The organism is Haloplanus aerogenes (genome assembly GCF_003856835.1).
Classification (GTDB): Archaea; Halobacteriota; Halobacteria; order Halobacteriales; family Haloferacaceae; genus Haloplanus; species Haloplanus aerogenes.
Genome location: NZ_CP034145.1, coordinates 2,402,539 through 2,419,728 on the forward strand (window position 1 = coordinate 2,402,539; position 17,190 = coordinate 2,419,728).

Consider the following 17,190-nt stretch of genomic DNA (forward strand, 5'->3'; position numbering starts at 1 on the left):
GTGGATAAACTGTATCTATCCTAATAAGACCCCGCCTAATCGGGGGTGCTATCTGGCGGGTCGGCGAGCGGGAACTCCAAGACGATTTCGGCGCCGCCGCAGTCGCTCTCTCCCGCGCGGACGGTGCCGCCGTAGCCGTCTTCGACGACCTTCCGGGTGAGAAAGAGACCGAGACCGTGCCCCTCGCCGTCGAACCTGGAGACGCCTTCGTCGAAGATGGACCGATCGATATCGTCCGGGAATCCGGAGCCGTTGTCCGCGATCCGCACCGTCGCTACGTCGGCGGTTTCGTCGATCGTGACGCGGACCCGGACCTCGGGCGAGCCGAGATCGGCGTGCTGGACCGCGTTTCGCAACACGTTCCGGAGACAGACGTGGACGAGGTCGCCGACCTCGATGGTTGCCTCGGGGATCGATCCGACGACCGAGAACGAGGCGTCCGGATACTTTTCACTGGCGCGGGTGAGCCGCTCGTCGAGCAGGACTTCGAGCCGGTAGGGGCCGACCTCGGCGGTCCCGTCCTCGACCTGTATCTCACGGATCGCTTCGATTCGGTCGAGCAGGTCGTCGATCCGAGCGTTCGCCGTCTCGTAGTGCTCCCGGCTGGTCTCGGAGCCGTCCGTCTCGACGAGCTCCAGCCGCGCCCGAATCAGGTTGAGGCCGTTCAGCACCGAGTGCCGGAGGATGCGGTTGAACATCGTCAGCTCCTGCTGCTCGGCGCGCAGCGAGCGCGTCCGCTCGATACCGTCGAGGACGAGGTCGAGATACCGGCAGAGCGATTCGAGACGCTCGATGGCCGCCGAATCGAGTGCGTGGCTGGTACAGGTCGCTGCCACTACGACCCCGCGGTCACCCACGGGAGCCTGCACCACGGTCCCCCAGGTCTCGTCGTTCCGTGGGTCGTGTACCTCGTGTCGGATCGAGAGCGTCGGCTCCGCCGAATCGAACGTGATGGATTCGTCGACGTTCGTCAGGTGGACGCCCTCGTCGACGTGGATCACGACCGCGTCGAAGCCGAAGTCGTCGAGCAGTAGCGCGGCCACGCCGACACAGACCGCCGACGCGTCGTCGGCGCCAGCCACCTCCGCGAGTGTGTGGATCAGCTCGTTACCAGCCGTCGCAGAGGCGCCCACGGTGGAGGCGTCCGAGACGACGACGAGCGCGTGCGCCGAGTCGATCGGCTGGTCGAACGGCCGCACCCGGACGAGATACTCGTCGCCGGTCACGCCGAGTTCGGCGCGCGTTTCCCGCTCGCGGCGGGGGTGGGCACCGACCCGTTCGACCGGGTCGAATCCGAGTACGGCCCCCAGTGGCTCGTCGTGGACGGCGGATGCCGGGCAGTCGAACGCGTCCGTGAACGCGCCGTTGACGGTCCGAATCCGCCAGTCGTCGCTCGATACGTCGACGATCGCCATCGCGTCCGTCGCGGCTTCGAACGGGACACGGTGATCGAATTGGTTCTCGAAGTCGGGCATCGTGAATCGCGACAGCCTGCTCGGTCGAACGAAGCGAGACGTGTAACTGACTTCCCGGGTCGGCGGTCGAACGGTCCGTGCTTTCGCCGGGATTCCGCTCAGCCACACTTAAACTATCGACCTAAGGTACGGGAGGGTGCGGACGCCGACAGCAACGAAAATCGAGCGAGGGTCGGCGCCTCACGGAGTACGGTACGTCATCCCGGTGTGCCGCCGGACGGGTGGCGACCCACCGGACACGGGTGCCGCAGACCCGCTCATACGGACCGTTGTAAGTCATCACCGGTGGTTCGCCAGGACAGGTCGGCGAACCACCGGCAAACAGTTACAACGATCTGTATCAGTGGAACGTCCGACTCGTTTCGGTCTCGCCGCCGATTTCGGGTTCCTCGTTCGTGAAGCGCTTCTCGATCTCGCGGTAGCGCTCGCGGGTGTCCTCGGTGACGCTCGCGGTCACTTCCTCCAGAGCCTGCTCGAAGTGGTCCATCGTGATGCGAACGTTCCCCACGGACTCGTCGATTTCCTCGGGCGAGACGCTGTGGATGAACTCGCGGCTGGCGGCCATGGAGGCCTCGCGGCAGACGGCCTCGATGTCGGCGCCGACGTAGTTCTCGGTCCGGTGAGCGAGGCTGTCCAGATCCACGTCGTCCGCGAGCGGCTTGTCCCGGGTGTGGACCTCGAAGATGGCGCGCCGCGCCTCCTCGTCGGGGACGGGCACGTGGACGTGCCGGTCGAGTCGACCGGGGCGCAGGAGTGCCGAGTCGATGAGGTCGGGCCGGTTCGACGTGGCGATGACGACCACGTCCTCCAGCGTCTCGAGCCCATCGAGTTCCGTCAGCAGTTGCGAGACGACGCGCTCCGAGACGCCGGAGTCGCCGGTGTTGCGGCCGCGCTCGGTCGCGATGGCGTCGATCTCGTCGAAGAAGATGACGGTCGGCGCGTTCTCGCGGGCCTTGCTGAAGATTTCGCGGACCCCCTTCTCCGATTCCCCGACGTACTTGTCGAGGAGTTCGGGGCCTTTCACCGAGATGAAGTTGGACTCGGCCTCGTTGGCGACCGCTTTCGCGAGCAAGGTCTTCCCGGTCCCGGGCGGGCCGTACATGAGGACGCCCTTCGCGGACTCCATGTCCATGGCCTCGAACACCTCGGGATAGTCGAGCGGCCACTGGATCGTCTCGCGGAGGCGCTCTTTCGTGTCCTCGAGGCCGCCCACGTCCGTCCACGTCACGTCGGGGACTTCGACGAACACCTCGCGGAGCGCCGACGGCTCGATCCCCTTGATCGCCTCCTGGAAGTCGTCCTGGTCGACTTCGAGGGATTCGAGGATCTCGGCGTCGATCTCCTCGGCGTCGAGGTCGATCTCGGGACGGATACGCCGGAGCGCGTTCATCGCAGCCTCTTTGGCGAGGCTCTCGATGTCGGCGCCGACGAACCCGTGCGTGGACTCGGCGAACTGCTCGATGTCCACGTCCTCGGCCAGCGGCATGTTGCGGGTGTGGACCTGCAGGATTTCGCGGCGACCGTCGCGGTCGGGGACGCCGATTTCGATCTCGCGATCGAACCGGCCGCCCCGCCGCAGGGCAGGGTCGATGGCGTCGACACGGTTGGTCGCGCCGATGACCACGACCTCGCCCCGTTCCTCCAGACCGTCCATCAGCGAGAGCAACTGTGCGACGACGCGGCGTTCCACGTCACCGCCGGCCTCGCTGCGCTTGGGCGCGATGGAGTCGAGTTCGTCGATGAAGACGATGGCGGGGGCGTTCTCCTCGGCCTCCTCGAAGGCATCGCGGAGTTGCTCCTCGCTCTCGCCGTAGTATTTCGACATGATCTCCGGGCCGGAGATGGTGTGGAAGTGCGCGTCGATCTCGTTCGCCACCGCCTTGGCGATCAGCGTCTTCCCGGTCCCGGGCGGGCCGTGAAGCAGGACGCCCTTGGGCGGGTCGATACCGAGGCGCCGGAACAGTTCGGGGTGGCGCATCGGCAGTTCGATCATCTCGCGAACCTGTTCGAGTTCGCGGTCGAGGCCGCCGATGTCTTCGTAGGTCACGTCCGGCGTGTCGGCGCGGCCCTCGGCGCCGCCGGTCTCACGGATCTGCTCGGCGGGCTTCTCGCTAATCTGGATCTCGGTCGAGTCGGTGACGACGACCGTCCCCGAGGGATCGGTGTCGGCGACCCGCAGCGGGAGCGCCTGACTCTGGCGGCCGCTCATGAAGCCGAAGCCGAAGGGCACGCGGAGGGTCTGGCCCTTCGTGATCGGTTTGTCGGTCAGCTTGTCACGGAGGTAGTGGCCGATGTCGCCGCGAATCCCGATCTGCTGGGGGAGCGCGACCGTCACCCGCTCGGCCTGTTTCACGTCGGCTTTCTCGACCTCGACGCGGTCGTCGATGCCGACGTTCGCCTGCTGGCGGAGCTGGCCGTCGATGCGGATGACGCCGGTCCCCTGATCCTCGGGGTGGCCGGGCCAGACGCGCGCGATGGCAGTACCGTCCTTGCCTTCGATACGGATGTAGTCGCCGACTTCGAGACCCATCTCGGCGACCGCCGCGCGGTCGATGGCCGCGAGTCCACGGCCGGCGTCTTTCTGCTTGAGTGGTTTGACGACGAGTTTCATTGGGTTCCCCTCACAACGAGTACGCCGTTGTTCGTGTCAACACTTTCGACTGAACCGGGAACTTCGAACTCCAGTTCGGTCTCCTCGTCAACGAGCACGATGGCCGTCTCGCCGACGACGTCGACGTCCAGGTGATCGTCGCCGACGCCGAGGTCCGCGGCGATCACCCACTCGTCCTCGTAGTCGTACCGGCGGACGAACCGCTCGTCTTCACCGGCGTATTGTTGTCTCACCATGTTAATTCCTAACCCCAAGTTAGCTATCTAAGTATATAAATCTTCTGCCGATGAATCGGGAGACGGGGGCCGTATGGCGAAATTCGGTCACATTGCGGTTCACATATCGACGCCCCGTCGGGCGGGTTTATACCCCTCCCGACGCTACCGACCGTATGGAGACGGTCACGCACCACGGACGGGAGACGGCGTACCGCCGGCACGACCGCGGCGGCGACGGGGAGCCGATCCTGTTCGTCCACGGGAGCGGGGGATCGCACGCAGTCTGGAAGGCACAGGCCCGCCTCGCGGACGCCCGGCCCGTGATCACGCTCGATCTGAGCGGCCACGGAGCGAGCGAAGACGTGACGGCCGACCCCGGCTACGAGGCGCTCTCGGCGTACGTCGACGACACGCTCGCCGTCGCCGAGGCGACGAACGCGGGAGTCCTCTGTGGCAACTCGCTCGGCGGCGCCGTCGTTCTGACGCTCCTTCTCGAACGCGACATCGACCCCGAGGCGGTCGTCCTCGCGGGCACAGGCGCGAAACTAGCCGTCCTCGACGACTTGCTCCGGTGGCTCCGGACCGATTTCGAGCGGGCCATCGAGTTTCTCCACGGCCCGGATCGGCTGTTTCACGACCCCGACGACCGACTGCTCGAAACCTCGCGGGCGGCGTTCGACGACGCGGGGCAGGCCGTGACCCACCGCGACTTCCGAACCTGCCACACCTTCGACGTGCGGGGGCGGCTGGACGAGATTACGACGCCCACGCTCGCCGTCGTGGGCGAGTACGACGCGCTCACGCCGCCGTGGTACCACGAGGCGCTCGCGGCGCGGATGCCGGACTGCGAGTGGACGACCCTCGACGACGCGGCCCACCTCGCCATGCTGGAGCGGCCCGAGGCGTTCAACGACGCGCTCACGAACTTCCTGGAGGAGTGACGCCGTCGTCGAAACCGCCACACATTACCCCTTCGACCCCGAACCGACGGGCGTGCCACACCGCGTCGAACGAACCGACCCCGACGGCGTCGACTTCGGGTGGGTGATGCAGGTGACGTTCGTCGCGACCATCGTCGCCGGCGCGCCGCTCGTGGCCCTCCTCTCGACGACGACGACGCTCCCGACGTGGGGCGCCCGCGCCGCCTTCGCCATCCGCGTTGGAGCGCTCGTCTGGTTCGTCACCGCACTGCTCGCGTATGCCTACGCCCGTCGGACGGCGGACGAGTAGCCGGAACCTCTTTGCCGCCGACACGACACCTCTCGGTATGATCGACGAGACGATCGAGGAGATTAGCCGGATGCAGACCCACAGTTCGTCGGTGGTGGCGGTCAAAGCCACGACTGCGCTGGGCGAACTCCTCGACCGGGACTACCGGAACGTCGAGGAGTACGAGCGTGACCTCGAACGCAACGCGGGGGCGCTCCGGCGGGCCAACCCCTCCCACGCCTCCCTCCACAAGGCGATGCGCGAAGTCGTCGATGGGGTCCTCGGCGAGGCCGACACGATCGAGGACGCGAAATCACGGACCCGCGAGGAGATCGACCGGATCGTCGAAGCCATCGAGACGGGCAAACACCGGGCGGCCGCCCGCGCCGCCACCACGTTCGAGGACGGCGAGACGTTCCTCACCCACGACTTCTCCTCGACCGCCCTCGAAGCCATCGAGGTGGCCGCGTCCGAAGGGTGTCACCTCACCGGCTACGTCACCGAGGCCCGCCCCCGTTACCTCGGCCGGAAGACCGCCCGCCGCCTCGCGGAGATGGACCGCGTCGACCCGCATCTCCTCGTGGACAGCGCCGTCGGCCACATCCTCGAACGCTGTGACCGCGTCGTCGTCGGCATGACCTGTATCGTCGGCGACACCCTCTACAACCGCGTCGGCACCTTCCCCCTCGCCGCCGCCGCGAACGTCGTCGGCGTCCCCGTCGTCGTCGTCGGCTCCGAGTCGAAGATCATCGAGAGCGACTTCGTCTTCGAGAACGAGGAGCGCGAACCCGCGGAGGTGATCCGCGAACCCGTCGAAGGCGTCGCAATCGAGAACCCCGCGTACGACGCGACGCCGATGGATCTGGTCTCCGAGGTTATCACCGATCAGGACCACTACCAGGACGGACTGTAGCTTAGGGCCGGATCAACTCGGAGAGCCGATCCCGGAGTCGCTCGTCCGGCCCGAGACGGAGATAGTACGCGTCGCCGTTGTCCTCGTAGTACCCCTCGATCCGCCGTTTGATCTCGAAGCCGACGGATTCGTAGAAGTCGAGGGCGCGTTCGTTGGTCGTCCGGGCGTGACAGGTGACGGTGCGGTGGTCCTCCGCGACTTCCGCGACGAGGCGGCGGCCGAACCCTTCACCACGCCGTTCGGGGGCGACGGCGAGAAAGAGGATGTACCCGTCGCGTCGCACGGTGGCGAAGCCGACGAGGTCGTCGTCGAGATAGAGCAGGTAGGTCGTCGCCCGCCGGTAGGCATCCATGAAGAAGCGCTTGCGCTGTTTGAGGACGCCCTCTTGCCGGCGAATACGCTCTTTGAGATCCCAAGCCTCGCCGGCGTGGTCGGTCGCGCCGGGACCATCGACGCGTTTCTCGACAGTGACGCTCACTACCGCAACTCTAGCGAGGGTGGCTAATATAACTTCATCGCCGTCGACCATCGTCGCCGGCTTCTGGTAGTCGTACGGATCGTCGTAATGGACGCTGTTTTCCCGCGAGCAATCGCTGCCGATTCTCGCCCGGCGTCGGGAACCGTTTTCACCGTTCCCCGCCACGGTCCACCCATGAGCTACGAACTCCGCCCCCACACGGCCGACGTGGCCGTCGCGGCGACCGGCGCGGACCTCGGGGAGACGTTCGCCGCCGCCGCCGACGGCCTCGCCGCCGCGATGTGTGACCACGTCCCCGAGACGGGCGACCGCTTCTCCTTCACCGTCCGGGCCGAAGGGCTCGAAGCCCTCCTGTTCGACTATCTCGACCAGCTCATCTACGAACGCGACGTGCGGGGCGTTCTCCCCGTCGACAACGAGGCGACGGTGCGCGAGGCGGGCGAGGAGTGGGTGATCGAGGCGAGCACCCGCGGCGTCCCACTCGCGGACGTGACCGCTCGGGACGTGAAGGCCGTGACGTACTCGGAGATGCGGGTGGAGGAGAGCGAAGACGGCTGGGAGGCCTACGTCGTCCTCGACGTGTAGTAACGTATTCCCGCGTCGGTCACGTCGGTTCGAGCATGACCACACGCGAGTTCGACGGCATCCAGCTCGAACGAGTTCGGGAGTTCGTCTGGGAGATTCAACGGGAGGGCGACATGCGCGTCCCCGCGCGAGTGCTGGCGAGCGAGGCGCTGCTGGAGGAGATTGGCGAGGACAAGACGCTCCAGCAGTTGAAGAACGCGACGCACCTCCCCGGGATCACCGGCCACGCCATCTGCATGCCGGACGGGCATCAGGGGTACGGCTTCCCCGTCGGCGGCGTGGGAGCGACGGATACGGAGAACGGCTGTATATCGCCCGGTTCTGTGGGTTACGACATTAATTGCGGAGTTAGAATGATGAAAACAAATCTGGCCTACGACGACGTGCAGGGCCACGAGGAGGAACTCGTGAACGCCCTCTTCGCCAACGTCCCGTCGGGCCTCGGCGGCGGCGGCGTCGTCGAGAGCGACATCGACACCGTCGAGGCCGTCCTCTCCCGCGGCGTCGACTGGGCGCTCGAGGAGGGGTGGGCCGTCGAGGAGGATCTGACCCACTGCGAGGACGAGGGCGTCCGCCCGGACGCCGACCCGAGCGCCGTCTCCCAGAAGGCGAAGGATCGAGGAAAGAATCAGCTCGGGAGTCTGGGCAGCGGCAACCACTTCCTCGAAGTCCAGCGCGTGACCGACGTGTACCGCGACGACGTGGCCGACGCGTACGGTCTCGAACCGAATCAGATCGTCGTCCTGATCCACTGCGGGAGCCGGGGGCTGGGGCACCAGACCTGCACCGACTACCTGCGAAAGATCGAGAAGCGCCACGGCGACCTCCTGGCCGAACTGCCGGACAAGGAACTCGCGGCCGCGCCCGCGGGCTCCGAACTCGCGGAGGAGTACTACGGCGCGATGTGTGCCTGCATCAACTTCGCGTGGGTGAACCGCCAGTTGATCATGCACCGCGTCCGGCAGGTGTTCGAGCGCGTCTTCGACCGTTCGTGGGAGTCGATGGACATGCACCTGCTGTACGACGTGGCGCACAACATCGCGAAGAAGGAGATTCATACGGTCGACGGCGAGGAGCGCGAACTCTACGTCCACCGCAAGGGGGCGACGCGGGCGTTCCCGGCGGGCCACCCCGAAGTCCCGTCCGCCTACCGCGACGTGGGCCAGCCGATCATCATCCCCGGGAGCATGGGCGCGGGGAGCTACGTCCTTCGGGGTGGCGAGTCGTCGATGGACCTCACGTTCGGCTCCACCGCCCACGGCGCCGGCCGGCTCATGAGCCGGACGCAGGCCAAACAGGAGTTCTGGGGCGAGACGGTACAGGACGAACTCCGCGAGCAGAATCAGGTGTACGTCAAGGCCCAGAGCGGCGCGACGGTGGCCGAGGAAGCCCCCGGCGTCTACAAGGACGTGGACGAGGTGGTGCGCGTCTCTGACGCCCTCGGCATCGGTGACAAGGTGGCGCGGACGTATCCGGTCTGTAACATCAAGGGCTAGCGCTCGTTCGGCGACGTATCGGTGTTGGCGTCGCGGTCCGCCGCCCGCCGCGCTTCGCGCCGGTGAAAGGCGAAATACACGAGCGCGGCGACGCCGAGCAACGTGAGCGTGAGGCCCTCCTCCGGGACGGCGCCCGCCCAGGCCGCCCGGAGCAAGTCCGCGAGGCCGAGCGCGAGCAACAGGAGGCCGGCGGCCAGCATCCACGTGCCCGACTCCTGCTGTTCGGCGTACTGTCCCGTCTCGATGAGCTTCATCTCCTTGCGGTGTTCGGTGTAGAGGATCGCGGCGAAGAAGGCGAGGCCGGTGAGAAAGACCAGACCGATCACGACGAGGCCGAAGACGCCGTCTGGAGACTGCTGGAGTGGGACCATACGGTATCGACGATGTGTCAACAAATAAAGACGGTGCCAGTCGGCGTCTACAACCCCAGCCGCACGTACTCGCTCTCGGGGACCGGGTCGACCTCCTCGCCGTTCTCGTAGCGGACGTAGCTGAGGTAGAAGGGCTCGCCACAGCCGGTGGCGTCGTCGTCGCGGAGGGTGCCGTCCTCGCCACAGACGAAGCGGACGCCGTCGGCGGCCTCCACGTCCTCGTCGGCGTCGACGTACGTCCATCCCTCGAGCGGGTAGGGCGTCACCGAGCGGTCGGCGAGGTAGCCCTCGCGTTCGAGTTCGACGATAGCCTCACACCGCGGGCAGTAGTAGGTGACGGGGTAGCTCACGGATGTGGTAGGGGCGAGACGGACTTATATGGTCGCGTTCGGACCGGGGTGGTGACTTATACGGTTTATTGTAAGTCAGTACCGGTGGTTCGTCGAGACGGTCCGGCGAACCACCGGTACACAGTTACAATAATCCGTATTACACTGTCGGCCGTAGTACGACGACGCCGTCGGCCACCCGCTATACCACGGTGACGGGGACGGGCGATTCGCGGACGACCTTCTCGGCGACGTTACCGACGAACAGCCGATCCATCAGCCCTCCGCTGTGGCTCCCGATCACGACGGCGTCGAAATCGCCGGCGCGATCGAGTATCGTCCGGGCGGGGTGGCCCACTTGAACCTCGGTTTGGATGTCTGCGCCGTACTCCGCGGCGATGTCGCGGGCCCGATCGAGTGCTTCCTCGGCGTACGCGTCCGCCACGCTGTCGGGGTCGTCCGAGAGGGCGATTTCGGTCGCCTCCCCCATCATCGGCGACGGTCCACCGCTGACATGGAGGACCGTGATCGTCGCGTCGGGGAAGGTCTCGAGTGCGTATCGAAGCGCTCCGGCCGCCATATCGGAGTCGTCGACCGGCACCAAGATACGAGAAACCATATCTAGGCTACGGCTGTCGGACGAATAAAGACTCGGGCGGGACGCCGATGTCGGAAGCGGCAGGCGTGACCTTCGGTACGTTTATTATTCCGACCCTCCGCTTTTGTTGGCATGGGCGGACGACCCCTCGACGTGCTGGAGGCCTCGCTAGACGAGGACGTGACGGTACATCTCAAGGACGGCCGGGCGTTTCATGGCCTCCTTGGTGGCTACGACCAGCACATGAACGTCGTGCTCGAACCGGCCGAGGAAGTCGGCGAGGGCATCCTCGGCGAGCCGGAGATCGAGTCGGTCGACAACACAACCATTATACGCGGCGACAACGTCGTGACGATAAGTACATGACCGGAGCAGGAACGCCGTCTCAGGGCAAGAAGAACAAGACGACACACGTCAAGTGCCGACGCTGTGGCGAGAAGTCCTACCACGTCCGGAAGAAAGTCTGCTCGTCGTGCGGCTTCGGCAAGTCGGCCAAGCGCCGCGACTACGAGTGGCAGAGCAAGGCCGGCGAGTAACGAATCGGTCCGGTTCTTTCTCACACCTTTCCTCCCGTTCGTCGTCGTTTCCGACGTTGAGCCGCGTGGTTACGATTGTGGCAACGCGTGCGTGGCGCGCGCCAATAGCGTGGCTTTTTACCCCGCGGTACAGTACGAACGCCCATGGCACACGGGCGGGATCACCGTACCACCGGGATGACCGAGAAGTGTGGCGTCGTCGGGGTTTCGCTTTCGGACCGCGACGCCGCACGTCCCCTGTATTACTCCCTGTACGCACTCCAGCATCGGGGGCAGGAGTCGGCAGGTATCGTGACACACGACGGCTTCCAGCAACACAGCCACGTCGAGATGGGACTGGTCGGCGACGCGTTCGACGCCGCCGACCTCGACCAGTTGAACGGGCAGACGGGCATCGGGCACGTGCGCTACCCCACGTCGGGTGGCGTCAACGCCTCTTGCGCCCAGCCGTTCTCCGTCTCGTTCAAATCGGGCTCGCTCGGTCTCGCACACAACGGTAACCTCGTCAACGCCGGGGAGATTCGCTCCGAACTGGAAGCGCTCGGTCACGCCTTTACCTCCAACGGCGACACCGAAGTCATCGCTCACGACCTCGCACGCAACCTGTTGGAGGAGGACCTCGTCCGCGCAGTCAAGCGAACCATGAGCCGCATCCACGGCTCCTACGCGCTGACGATCATGCACGACGAGGCCGTCCTTGGGGTGCGCGACCCCGAAGGCAATCGGCCGCTCTGTATCGGAAAGCTCGACGACGGCTACGTACTGGCCTCGGAGTCGGCCGCCATCGACACGCTGGACGGCGAACTCGTCCGCGACGTGGCGCCGGGCGAACTGATCGTTCTCGAATCCGACGGATCGGGATTCGACTCCTATCAACTCGTCGACCGCGACGCCACCGCCCACTGCTTTTTCGAACACGTCTACTTCGCTCGCCCCGATTCGATCATCGACGACGAACTCGTCTACGAGGCACGCCGCGACTTGGGTCGGGAACTCTGGGCCGAGAGCGGTATCGAGACGGACGTGGTGATGCCCGTCCCCGACTCCGGGCGCTCGTTCGCGTCCGGGTACGCCGAGGCCGCCAACGACGACGGCGCCGACGTGGAGTTCGCGGAGGGCCTGATGAAGAACCGCTACGTCGGCCGCACGTTCATCATGCCGACCCAGGACGAACGCGAACGCGCCGTCCGCCTGAAACTCAACCCGATCCGGAGCACGGTCGAGGGCCGGACGGTCACCATCATCGACGACAGCATCGTCCGTGGCACCACCTCGACGCAACTGGTCGACCTGATCCGCGACGCTGGCGCGGAGGAGGTCCACGTCCGCATCGGCGCGCCGCCCATCGTCGCCCCGTGTTACATGGGTATCGACATGGCGAGTCGCGACGAACTCATCGCCGCGGACAAGAGCGTCGACGACATCCGCGAGATCATCGGCGCCGACAGCCTCTCCTATCTCTCCATCGACGCCATTGCGGACGTACTCGGCCGCGCGAAAGGTGACCTCTGTCTCGGCTGTGTGACCGGCGAGTACCCCTACGACATCGACGGCGAGTCGACCGACCGTGACGTGTCGCGACCGGTCGTCGGAAGCGAGTCGGCGCCGGCGGGCGACTGATCGGCCGCACCAACTCCTGTCAATCGTCTTGAAGGCCAATATATATACCGGCAAGTGAGCGTGAAACCGGCAATATTTTTGAGGGGGTCGCGTCTACGGTGAAGCGACAATGAGTGACGAACGCGACGTTCGGCTAGGACGGCGACGGCTGATGCGGGCAGGCGCGGGTGCCGTCGGAGCCGGACTCGTCGGTGCGGGGGCGACCGGAACAGCAGCCGCACAGTCCGGGCCGTTCGGTGGGTGGATGAGTGACGTGAGCAACTACGACGGCGTCCACGACCAGACGGGATCGGGCAACGTGACCGTCCAGGTCGGCACCGAGGCGAACCAGGGCGCGTACGGGTTCGGGCCGGCCGCGATCCAAGTCGACACCGGGACGACGGTCACCTGGGAGTGGACGGGCAACGGCGGGATGCACAACGTCGCCGCCGACTCCGGCGACTTCTCCAGCGAACTGAAGCAGGAAGCCGGCTTCACGTTCGAACACACGTTCGAATCCAGCGGCGTCGTCAAGTACTTCTGCCAGCCTCACAAGGCGCTGGGGATGAAAGGCGTCGTCGTCGTCGGTGATGCCGTCCCCGACGGTGCCGAAGTCGTCGCCGGCAGTAGCGGCAGTGGCGGTGGCGGCGGTGGCAGTGGCGGGAGCGGCGGCAGTGGAAGTGGCGGCAGCGGTGGAGAAGGCAGTGGCAGCGGCAGCGGAAGTGGTGGCGGCGACAGTCAGAGCAGCACCGTGATGTCGCTGATGGTCGGCGGTTCGCTCGTCGCGGCGTTCCTGTCACCCATCGTCTTCGGCCTCGTGTTGATGCTGCGGAACAAGACGGGTGGCCCGCCGGACGAAGTGGGTGTGGGTGCGGAGCACGGCGAACCGAGCCACGAGGACTAGTTTTCGCTGCTGACGGCGGCCTCGTCGGCGACGAACGCGCGAATGATCGCGCTCTCGGCCCGGTGGAGACGTTCGCTGGCCGTCGATTTGGCGATTCCGAGGTGGTCGGCGAGTTCCGTCAGTGTACAGGTCCGGGGCGTGTCGTAGTAGCCTTGCTCCACCGCCGTCTCGATCAGCCGTCGCTGGCCGTCGGTGACGACCGACTCCGAGTCGATGGAGGTGCGGACGGACCGCACGTCGAACTGGAGGCCGAAGGTCCGAAACTGATCGGCGAGGGAGGACAGACGGTCCCGCGGCGCGGTGATCTCCAGGTCGGCGATGCCGTCGACGATGGTCACGGGGGGTTCGAACGGTGCCCGCGAGTTCCGGATGGAGAGGAGGAGGAGCGGGTCGTCGGTTTCGAACTGCACGAGCGCCCGGTCGTCGCCCCGGTAGAGAGTTTCGAACACGCGGACGCCCTCGGACTCGTCCAGTCCGGCGAGGACGCCGCCCACGTCGGCCGCGGTGATTTCGACCAGACCGACGCCCGTGTTTTCGTCGGGGAGCGCCGCCAGCACGCGGAACGTCGCGTCGGGGAACCGTGTCGAGAGGTCAGCGATCCAGATATCGTCGGGGAGCGTGACGGCCAGCTTCGCCGTGGGCATGAAGGCACGGTAGGCGCCCGCGCATATAAGACCGCGAAAACGGAGTGGCATGTCACAGGTCGCCCGAGGCGGGCGAACCGGCGCGCGTGGTATCAGCCGTACAGCGCCCCCTCGTGGCTGGTGCCGTGGGCGTCGGGGTCGTAAATCTCCTCGCGTTCCTCCCCGAGCACGTCGACTTCCGCGAGCATCCCCTTCCGAGCGACGCGGCTGAGGGCGTGGTCGACGAGTTTGATCCGTTCGGGGACCGGCGTCTCCATCTCGCCGATCATACAGCTCCCCGGCGGCACCTTCATCGTCTGGATGTTCTTGTCGGCGTAGGCCTCGAAGTTCCCGTCCTCGGGGAGACCGCCGTCGCGGTAGGCTCGCGACCAGACGTTGCCGATGGGGTGGAAGTTACTGGAGAGGTTGGGTCCGCCGTCGACCATGAACACGCGGACGCGTTCGCCCTGATTGACCTCGACCGGGCCGCGGTTGGCAGCCGCCCACGCGTACTTCTCGCCGTTCAGCAGGACGTACGTCGGGGCCTCGTTTTTCATCGCGTTCATGTCGAAGCTGTGCTTGCCCTCCTGCCCCACATCGCCGTCCGTGTACACCTCGTGCTGGCCGAAGTAGAGTTCGCGGTCGACTTCGGGGAGGCCACCTTTCGGTTCGACCAGGATCATGCCGAACATACCCGCGCTGATGTGCATGTCGAGGTTCGGCACGGCACAGTGGTAGATGAACGCGCCGGGGTAGGAGGCCTTGAACGTCATGGCGTTCTCCTGTCCCGGAGCGGCCGTCGTCGCCACCGCCCCGCCACCGGTGCCGTAGACGGCGTGGAGGTCCACGTTGTGCGGAAGGGCGTTCCCCGACGGGCTCTCGAGGGTCAGATCGACCGTGTCACCCTGTCGGACACGGATCATCGGCCCGGGGATCTGCCCGTCGAAGGTCATGTAGTCGAAGGTGACGCCGGGTTCGATTTCGGCGGTGACTTCCTCCACCGTCAGCGTCACTTCGTGCGTTTTCGGCTGGTTCCGGTCGATGGGACCGGGGATGTCCGTCGGATCCGCGGCCACCTGACTGACCGTCGGGGTCGACGTCTGCTCGACCTGTTGGCGCTGAGCCTCCGTCTCAGCGGCCGTCGGCGCTTTCGAACTGCACCCTGCCACCGTCGCCGCACCACCGATGCCGAGCGCCTGAAGCGCCCGACGCCGGGTCGTTTCGAACATTGGGTGTCACCTCTGTTTGGATCATTGGGGGCATCACGTATCAACCGGCGAGCCAATTCTTGCGGGGTGGCACCCGAGGCGAACTGATTCGCGTCGAGCTTATAAATGGGGGGAGAGACGGCCCGCTGGCTGCCGCACTGTTGGGTCAGCGCCGACGGACGAAGGGCCGAGACGGTCCCGTCAGCAACAGAAGATGAACGGGTAGACGAAGCTCACGCGGTCGCCGTCCTCGATTTTCGTGTCGAAGCCGTCGAGGACCTCGTTGAACTTCCCGTTGACGAGCACCCGTGCGTAGGGTTTGGTCTGTTCGCCCTCCGGATTCTTGTGCCACGTGCCGGGCAGGTTCTTGGGCGGTTTCGCCCAGCCGTCGGTCGTCGCCTCGGCTTCCGTTTCAGCGATCAGCATCTCGGCGAGGTCCGGCCGCTCCTCGAAGAACGCCTCCAGCAGATCACGCAGAGTGTCGCCCTCGAACGTGAACTCCTGGTGGGGCGTCTCCATCGCGTCGCGGACGTGGCCCGTCGCGCGGAGGTGGACGGTCGTCGTCTTCCGCTCGGTCTGGTTCTCCGATGTGGTCGTGCTCATGACAGATATGTATAGGCGATTATCCCCCGAAAAGCTGATTGCGAACATGTTCGAACAGCGGCGAGCGGAGCCGTGCGGCCAGCTTGCGAACGAACGGCGGCTCATTCGCTGCCCGGACGCACAGCAGACAGTATAAGTGACTCCCCCAGTGAGGGGAGGGCATGGTGCGCGATCCGCTGTCGGGCGACGACCCGCCCGACCTGCAGTCGGTCCTCGACGCACTCGACGACCCCGACTGCCGGACCATCATCCAGCACCTCGACGAGCCGATGACGGCGACCGAGGTGTCCGAGGAGTGTGATATCCCTATGTCCACGACCTACCGAAAACTGGACCTACTGACGGAGGCGTCGCTGCTCGCGGAGGGCACGGAGATCCGACCCGACGGCCACCACGCGACGCGATACGAACTCGATTTCGATCGGGTCGAAATCGGGCTGACCGAGGAGCAGAAACTGGAGGTGTCTGTCGGCCGGCCGGCACGGACCGCGGACGAACGCCTCGCGTCGCTGTGGGGGGAGGTTCGCAAGGAGACATGAGCCACCTCGACATCGCTCTCGCGGCCGTCAAAACCGGGACGCTCCTGCTCGGCAGTCTCATCACCTACCTCTCGTTCAAGGCCCACCGGCGGACCGGATCGCCCGCGCTCCGGGCGCTCTCCGTCGGCTTCGGGCTGATCACTATTGGCGCCCTCCTCGCGGGTGTCGGCCACCAGTTCACGTCGATCTCGCTCGCGGAGTCCATCGTCATCGAGAGCGCGCTCACGTTCCTCGGGTTCGCCGTCATCGTCTACTCGCTGTACGCCGAATAGGAGTCAGTACACCACGTACAACAGTGCGTAGACGACGTTGCCGAGGACGAACGAAACGAGCCAGAGGCTCGCCGCCACGCGGCCGGCGCGCGCGTGTGCGGTGTCGCTCAGCGCCGTGATCGGGCGGGTCGTCGCCAGCAAGAGGACGTAGTACAGCAGTGGGATGCAGACGACGGCGAGGAGGATGTGGATCGCGAGGAGGGGGAGATACACCTGCTGGTAGATGGCCTGCGGTCCGGGGAACTCGGCCGGTCCCTCCAGTACGACCTTGTAGAGGTAGAGAACGAGGAAAACGGCGAAGAGGCCGGCGGAGAGCAACATCGATGCACGGTGTTTGTCGAATTCGCGCCGACGGGCGAAGACGACACCCGCGAGGATGGTCACGATAGCGAGGGTGCTGACGACGGCGTTGATATGTGGAATGGCCGCGAGCACCGCGTCCGGCGCGCGCGGGATGGCGCCACGCGGGATCGCACCGAGAACGGCGCCGAACACCAGCGCTAGCGACGCGAGAGAGAGGATCGCGGTGAGTTCCGGAACGCGATCACGGACATCGAGATGCATACCCGTCGTTGGGCAGGCGGACCACAAAACACCGACGGGTTCCGACGGTCGTTTGACGG

At 66.0% G+C, this 17,190-nt stretch carries 22 protein-coding genes; 11 read left to right on the forward strand and 11 right to left on the reverse strand.

The features are described from left to right. Window positions 1–35: 35 nt before the first annotated feature. The 3 genes from DU502_RS12240 to DU502_RS12250 form a co-directional block, all read right to left on the reverse strand. The gene (locus DU502_RS12240; RefSeq protein ID WP_121920551.1) at window positions 36–1,475 is read right to left on the reverse strand and encodes a sensor histidine kinase; all 1,440 of its coding nucleotides are present in this window, start codon (window positions 1,473–1,475) and stop codon (window positions 36–38) included. A 340-nt stretch (window positions 1,476–1,815) separates the two neighbouring features. Next, on the reverse strand, window positions 1,816–4,086 hold the full coding sequence (locus tag DU502_RS12245; RefSeq protein WP_121920550.1) for a CDC48 family AAA ATPase: 2,271 nt from the start codon (window positions 4,084–4,086) through the stop codon (window positions 1,816–1,818). After that, the gene (locus DU502_RS12250; protein ID WP_121920549.1) at window positions 4,083–4,322 is read right to left on the reverse strand and encodes a DUF7127 family protein; all 240 of its coding nucleotides are present in this window, start codon (window positions 4,320–4,322) and stop codon (window positions 4,083–4,085) included. The genes DU502_RS12245 and DU502_RS12250 overlap by 4 nt, the downstream gene beginning before the upstream one ends. Before the next feature lie 155 nt (window positions 4,323–4,477). Between DU502_RS12250 and DU502_RS12255 the strand changes: the two genes are divergently transcribed. From DU502_RS12255 to DU502_RS12265, 3 genes are read left to right on the forward strand one after another with little or no spacing between them, the layout of a single operon-like run. Next, window positions 4,478–5,245, forward strand: a complete 768-nt coding sequence (locus DU502_RS12255) for an alpha/beta fold hydrolase (protein WP_121920548.1) — start codon at window positions 4,478–4,480, stop codon at window positions 5,243–5,245. Window positions 5,246–5,297: 52 nt separating this feature from the next. Beyond that, on the forward strand, window positions 5,298–5,534 hold the full coding sequence (locus tag DU502_RS12260; RefSeq protein WP_121920547.1) for a DUF5822 domain-containing protein: 237 nt from the start codon (window positions 5,298–5,300) through the stop codon (window positions 5,532–5,534). A gap of 37 nt (window positions 5,535–5,571) precedes the next feature. Further along, the gene (locus tag DU502_RS12265) at window positions 5,572–6,426 is read left to right on the forward strand and encodes a translation initiation factor eIF-2B (protein WP_121920546.1); all 855 of its coding nucleotides are present in this window, start codon (window positions 5,572–5,574) and stop codon (window positions 6,424–6,426) included. Window position 6,427: 1 nt separating this feature from the next. On the opposite strand, the gene DU502_RS12270 is transcribed toward DU502_RS12265, so the two are convergent. Continuing rightward, a complete protein-coding gene (locus tag DU502_RS12270) occupies window positions 6,428–6,904 on the reverse strand; it encodes a GNAT family N-acetyltransferase (RefSeq protein ID WP_121920545.1) in 477 nt (158 codons plus the stop codon). Window positions 6,905–7,078: 174 nt separating this feature from the next. Between DU502_RS12270 and DU502_RS12275 the strand changes: the two genes are divergently transcribed. Together DU502_RS12275 and DU502_RS12280 are read left to right on the forward strand one after the other, a co-directional pair. After that, window positions 7,079–7,489: an archease gene (locus tag DU502_RS12275; protein ID WP_121920544.1), complete on the forward strand. Its 411-nt coding sequence runs from the start codon at window positions 7,079–7,081 to the stop codon at window positions 7,487–7,489. Window positions 7,490–7,524: 35 nt separating this feature from the next. Beyond that, window positions 7,525–8,985 (forward strand): RtcB family protein, encoded by a 1,461-nt coding sequence (locus tag DU502_RS12280; RefSeq protein ID WP_121920543.1) that lies wholly within the window; start codon window positions 7,525–7,527, stop codon window positions 8,983–8,985. Here DU502_RS12280 and DU502_RS12285 read toward each other — a convergent pair. The 3 genes from DU502_RS12285 to DU502_RS12295 form a co-directional block, all read right to left on the reverse strand. Further along, window positions 8,982–9,356 carry a hypothetical protein gene (locus DU502_RS12285; RefSeq protein ID WP_121920542.1) on the reverse strand — a complete coding sequence of 125 codons (375 nt, stop codon included), beginning with the start codon at window positions 9,354–9,356 and terminating at the stop codon, window positions 8,982–8,984. The genes DU502_RS12280 and DU502_RS12285 overlap by 4 nt on opposite strands. Before the next feature lie 47 nt (window positions 9,357–9,403). Next, window positions 9,404–9,706 (reverse strand): hypothetical protein, encoded by a 303-nt coding sequence (locus tag DU502_RS12290; protein ID WP_121920541.1) that lies wholly within the window; start codon window positions 9,704–9,706, stop codon window positions 9,404–9,406. Window positions 9,707–9,887: 181 nt separating this feature from the next. Further along, entirely contained in the window at window positions 9,888–10,304 is a 417-nt protein-coding gene (locus DU502_RS12295; RefSeq protein WP_121920540.1) for a universal stress protein, read from the reverse strand. 111 nt (window positions 10,305–10,415) lie between these two features. Between DU502_RS12295 and DU502_RS12300 the strand changes: the two genes are divergently transcribed. From DU502_RS12300 to DU502_RS12315, 4 genes are all read left to right on the forward strand, one after another. After that, window positions 10,416–10,649 carry an LSM domain-containing protein gene (locus DU502_RS12300; protein ID WP_121920539.1) on the forward strand — a complete coding sequence of 78 codons (234 nt, stop codon included), beginning with the start codon at window positions 10,416–10,418 and terminating at the stop codon, window positions 10,647–10,649. Further along, window positions 10,646–10,819, forward strand: coding sequence for a 50S ribosomal protein L37e (locus tag DU502_RS12305; RefSeq protein ID WP_049936239.1), 174 nt, complete (start codon window positions 10,646–10,648; stop codon window positions 10,817–10,819). The genes DU502_RS12300 and DU502_RS12305 overlap by 4 nt, the downstream gene beginning before the upstream one ends. Before the next feature lie 144 nt (window positions 10,820–10,963). Then, a complete protein-coding gene (purF, locus tag DU502_RS12310; RefSeq protein ID WP_121920538.1) occupies window positions 10,964–12,439 on the forward strand; it encodes an amidophosphoribosyltransferase in 1,476 nt (491 codons plus the stop codon). A 109-nt stretch (window positions 12,440–12,548) separates the two neighbouring features. Continuing rightward, window positions 12,549–13,322 carry a halocyanin domain-containing protein gene (locus DU502_RS12315; protein WP_121920537.1) on the forward strand — a complete coding sequence of 258 codons (774 nt, stop codon included), beginning with the start codon at window positions 12,549–12,551 and terminating at the stop codon, window positions 13,320–13,322. Here DU502_RS12315 and DU502_RS12320 read toward each other — a convergent pair. The 3 genes from DU502_RS12320 to DU502_RS12330 all read right to left on the reverse strand — a co-directional run bounded on the left by DU502_RS12320 (window position 13,319) and on the right by DU502_RS12330 (window position 15,756). Next, the gene (locus DU502_RS12320) at window positions 13,319–13,966 is read right to left on the reverse strand and encodes a helix-turn-helix domain-containing protein (protein WP_121920536.1); all 648 of its coding nucleotides are present in this window, start codon (window positions 13,964–13,966) and stop codon (window positions 13,319–13,321) included. The genes DU502_RS12315 and DU502_RS12320 overlap by 4 nt on opposite strands. Before the next feature lie 92 nt (window positions 13,967–14,058). Next, window positions 14,059–15,174 carry a copper-containing nitrite reductase gene (gene nirK / locus DU502_RS12325; protein WP_121920535.1) on the reverse strand — a complete coding sequence of 372 codons (1,116 nt, stop codon included), beginning with the start codon at window positions 15,172–15,174 and terminating at the stop codon, window positions 14,059–14,061. A gap of 180 nt (window positions 15,175–15,354) precedes the next feature. Continuing rightward, entirely contained in the window at window positions 15,355–15,756 is a 402-nt protein-coding gene (locus DU502_RS12330; protein WP_121920534.1) for a ubiquitin family protein, read from the reverse strand. Window positions 15,757–15,917: 161 nt separating this feature from the next. Here DU502_RS12330 and DU502_RS12335 point away from each other — a divergent pair, with 161 nt between their 5' ends. Then, the gene (locus DU502_RS12335; protein WP_121920533.1) at window positions 15,918–16,295 is read left to right on the forward strand and encodes a winged helix-turn-helix domain-containing protein; all 378 of its coding nucleotides are present in this window, start codon (window positions 15,918–15,920) and stop codon (window positions 16,293–16,295) included. After that, window positions 16,292–16,567 carry a DUF7521 family protein gene (locus DU502_RS12340; protein ID WP_121920532.1) on the forward strand — a complete coding sequence of 92 codons (276 nt, stop codon included), beginning with the start codon at window positions 16,292–16,294 and terminating at the stop codon, window positions 16,565–16,567. The genes DU502_RS12335 and DU502_RS12340 overlap by 4 nt, the downstream gene beginning before the upstream one ends. A 3-nt stretch (window positions 16,568–16,570) precedes the next feature. On the opposite strand, the gene DU502_RS12345 is transcribed toward DU502_RS12340, so the two are convergent. Beyond that, a complete protein-coding gene (locus DU502_RS12345) occupies window positions 16,571–17,131 on the reverse strand; it encodes a DUF420 domain-containing protein (protein WP_121920531.1) in 561 nt (186 codons plus the stop codon). Between the last annotated feature and the right edge of the window lie 59 nt (window positions 17,132–17,190).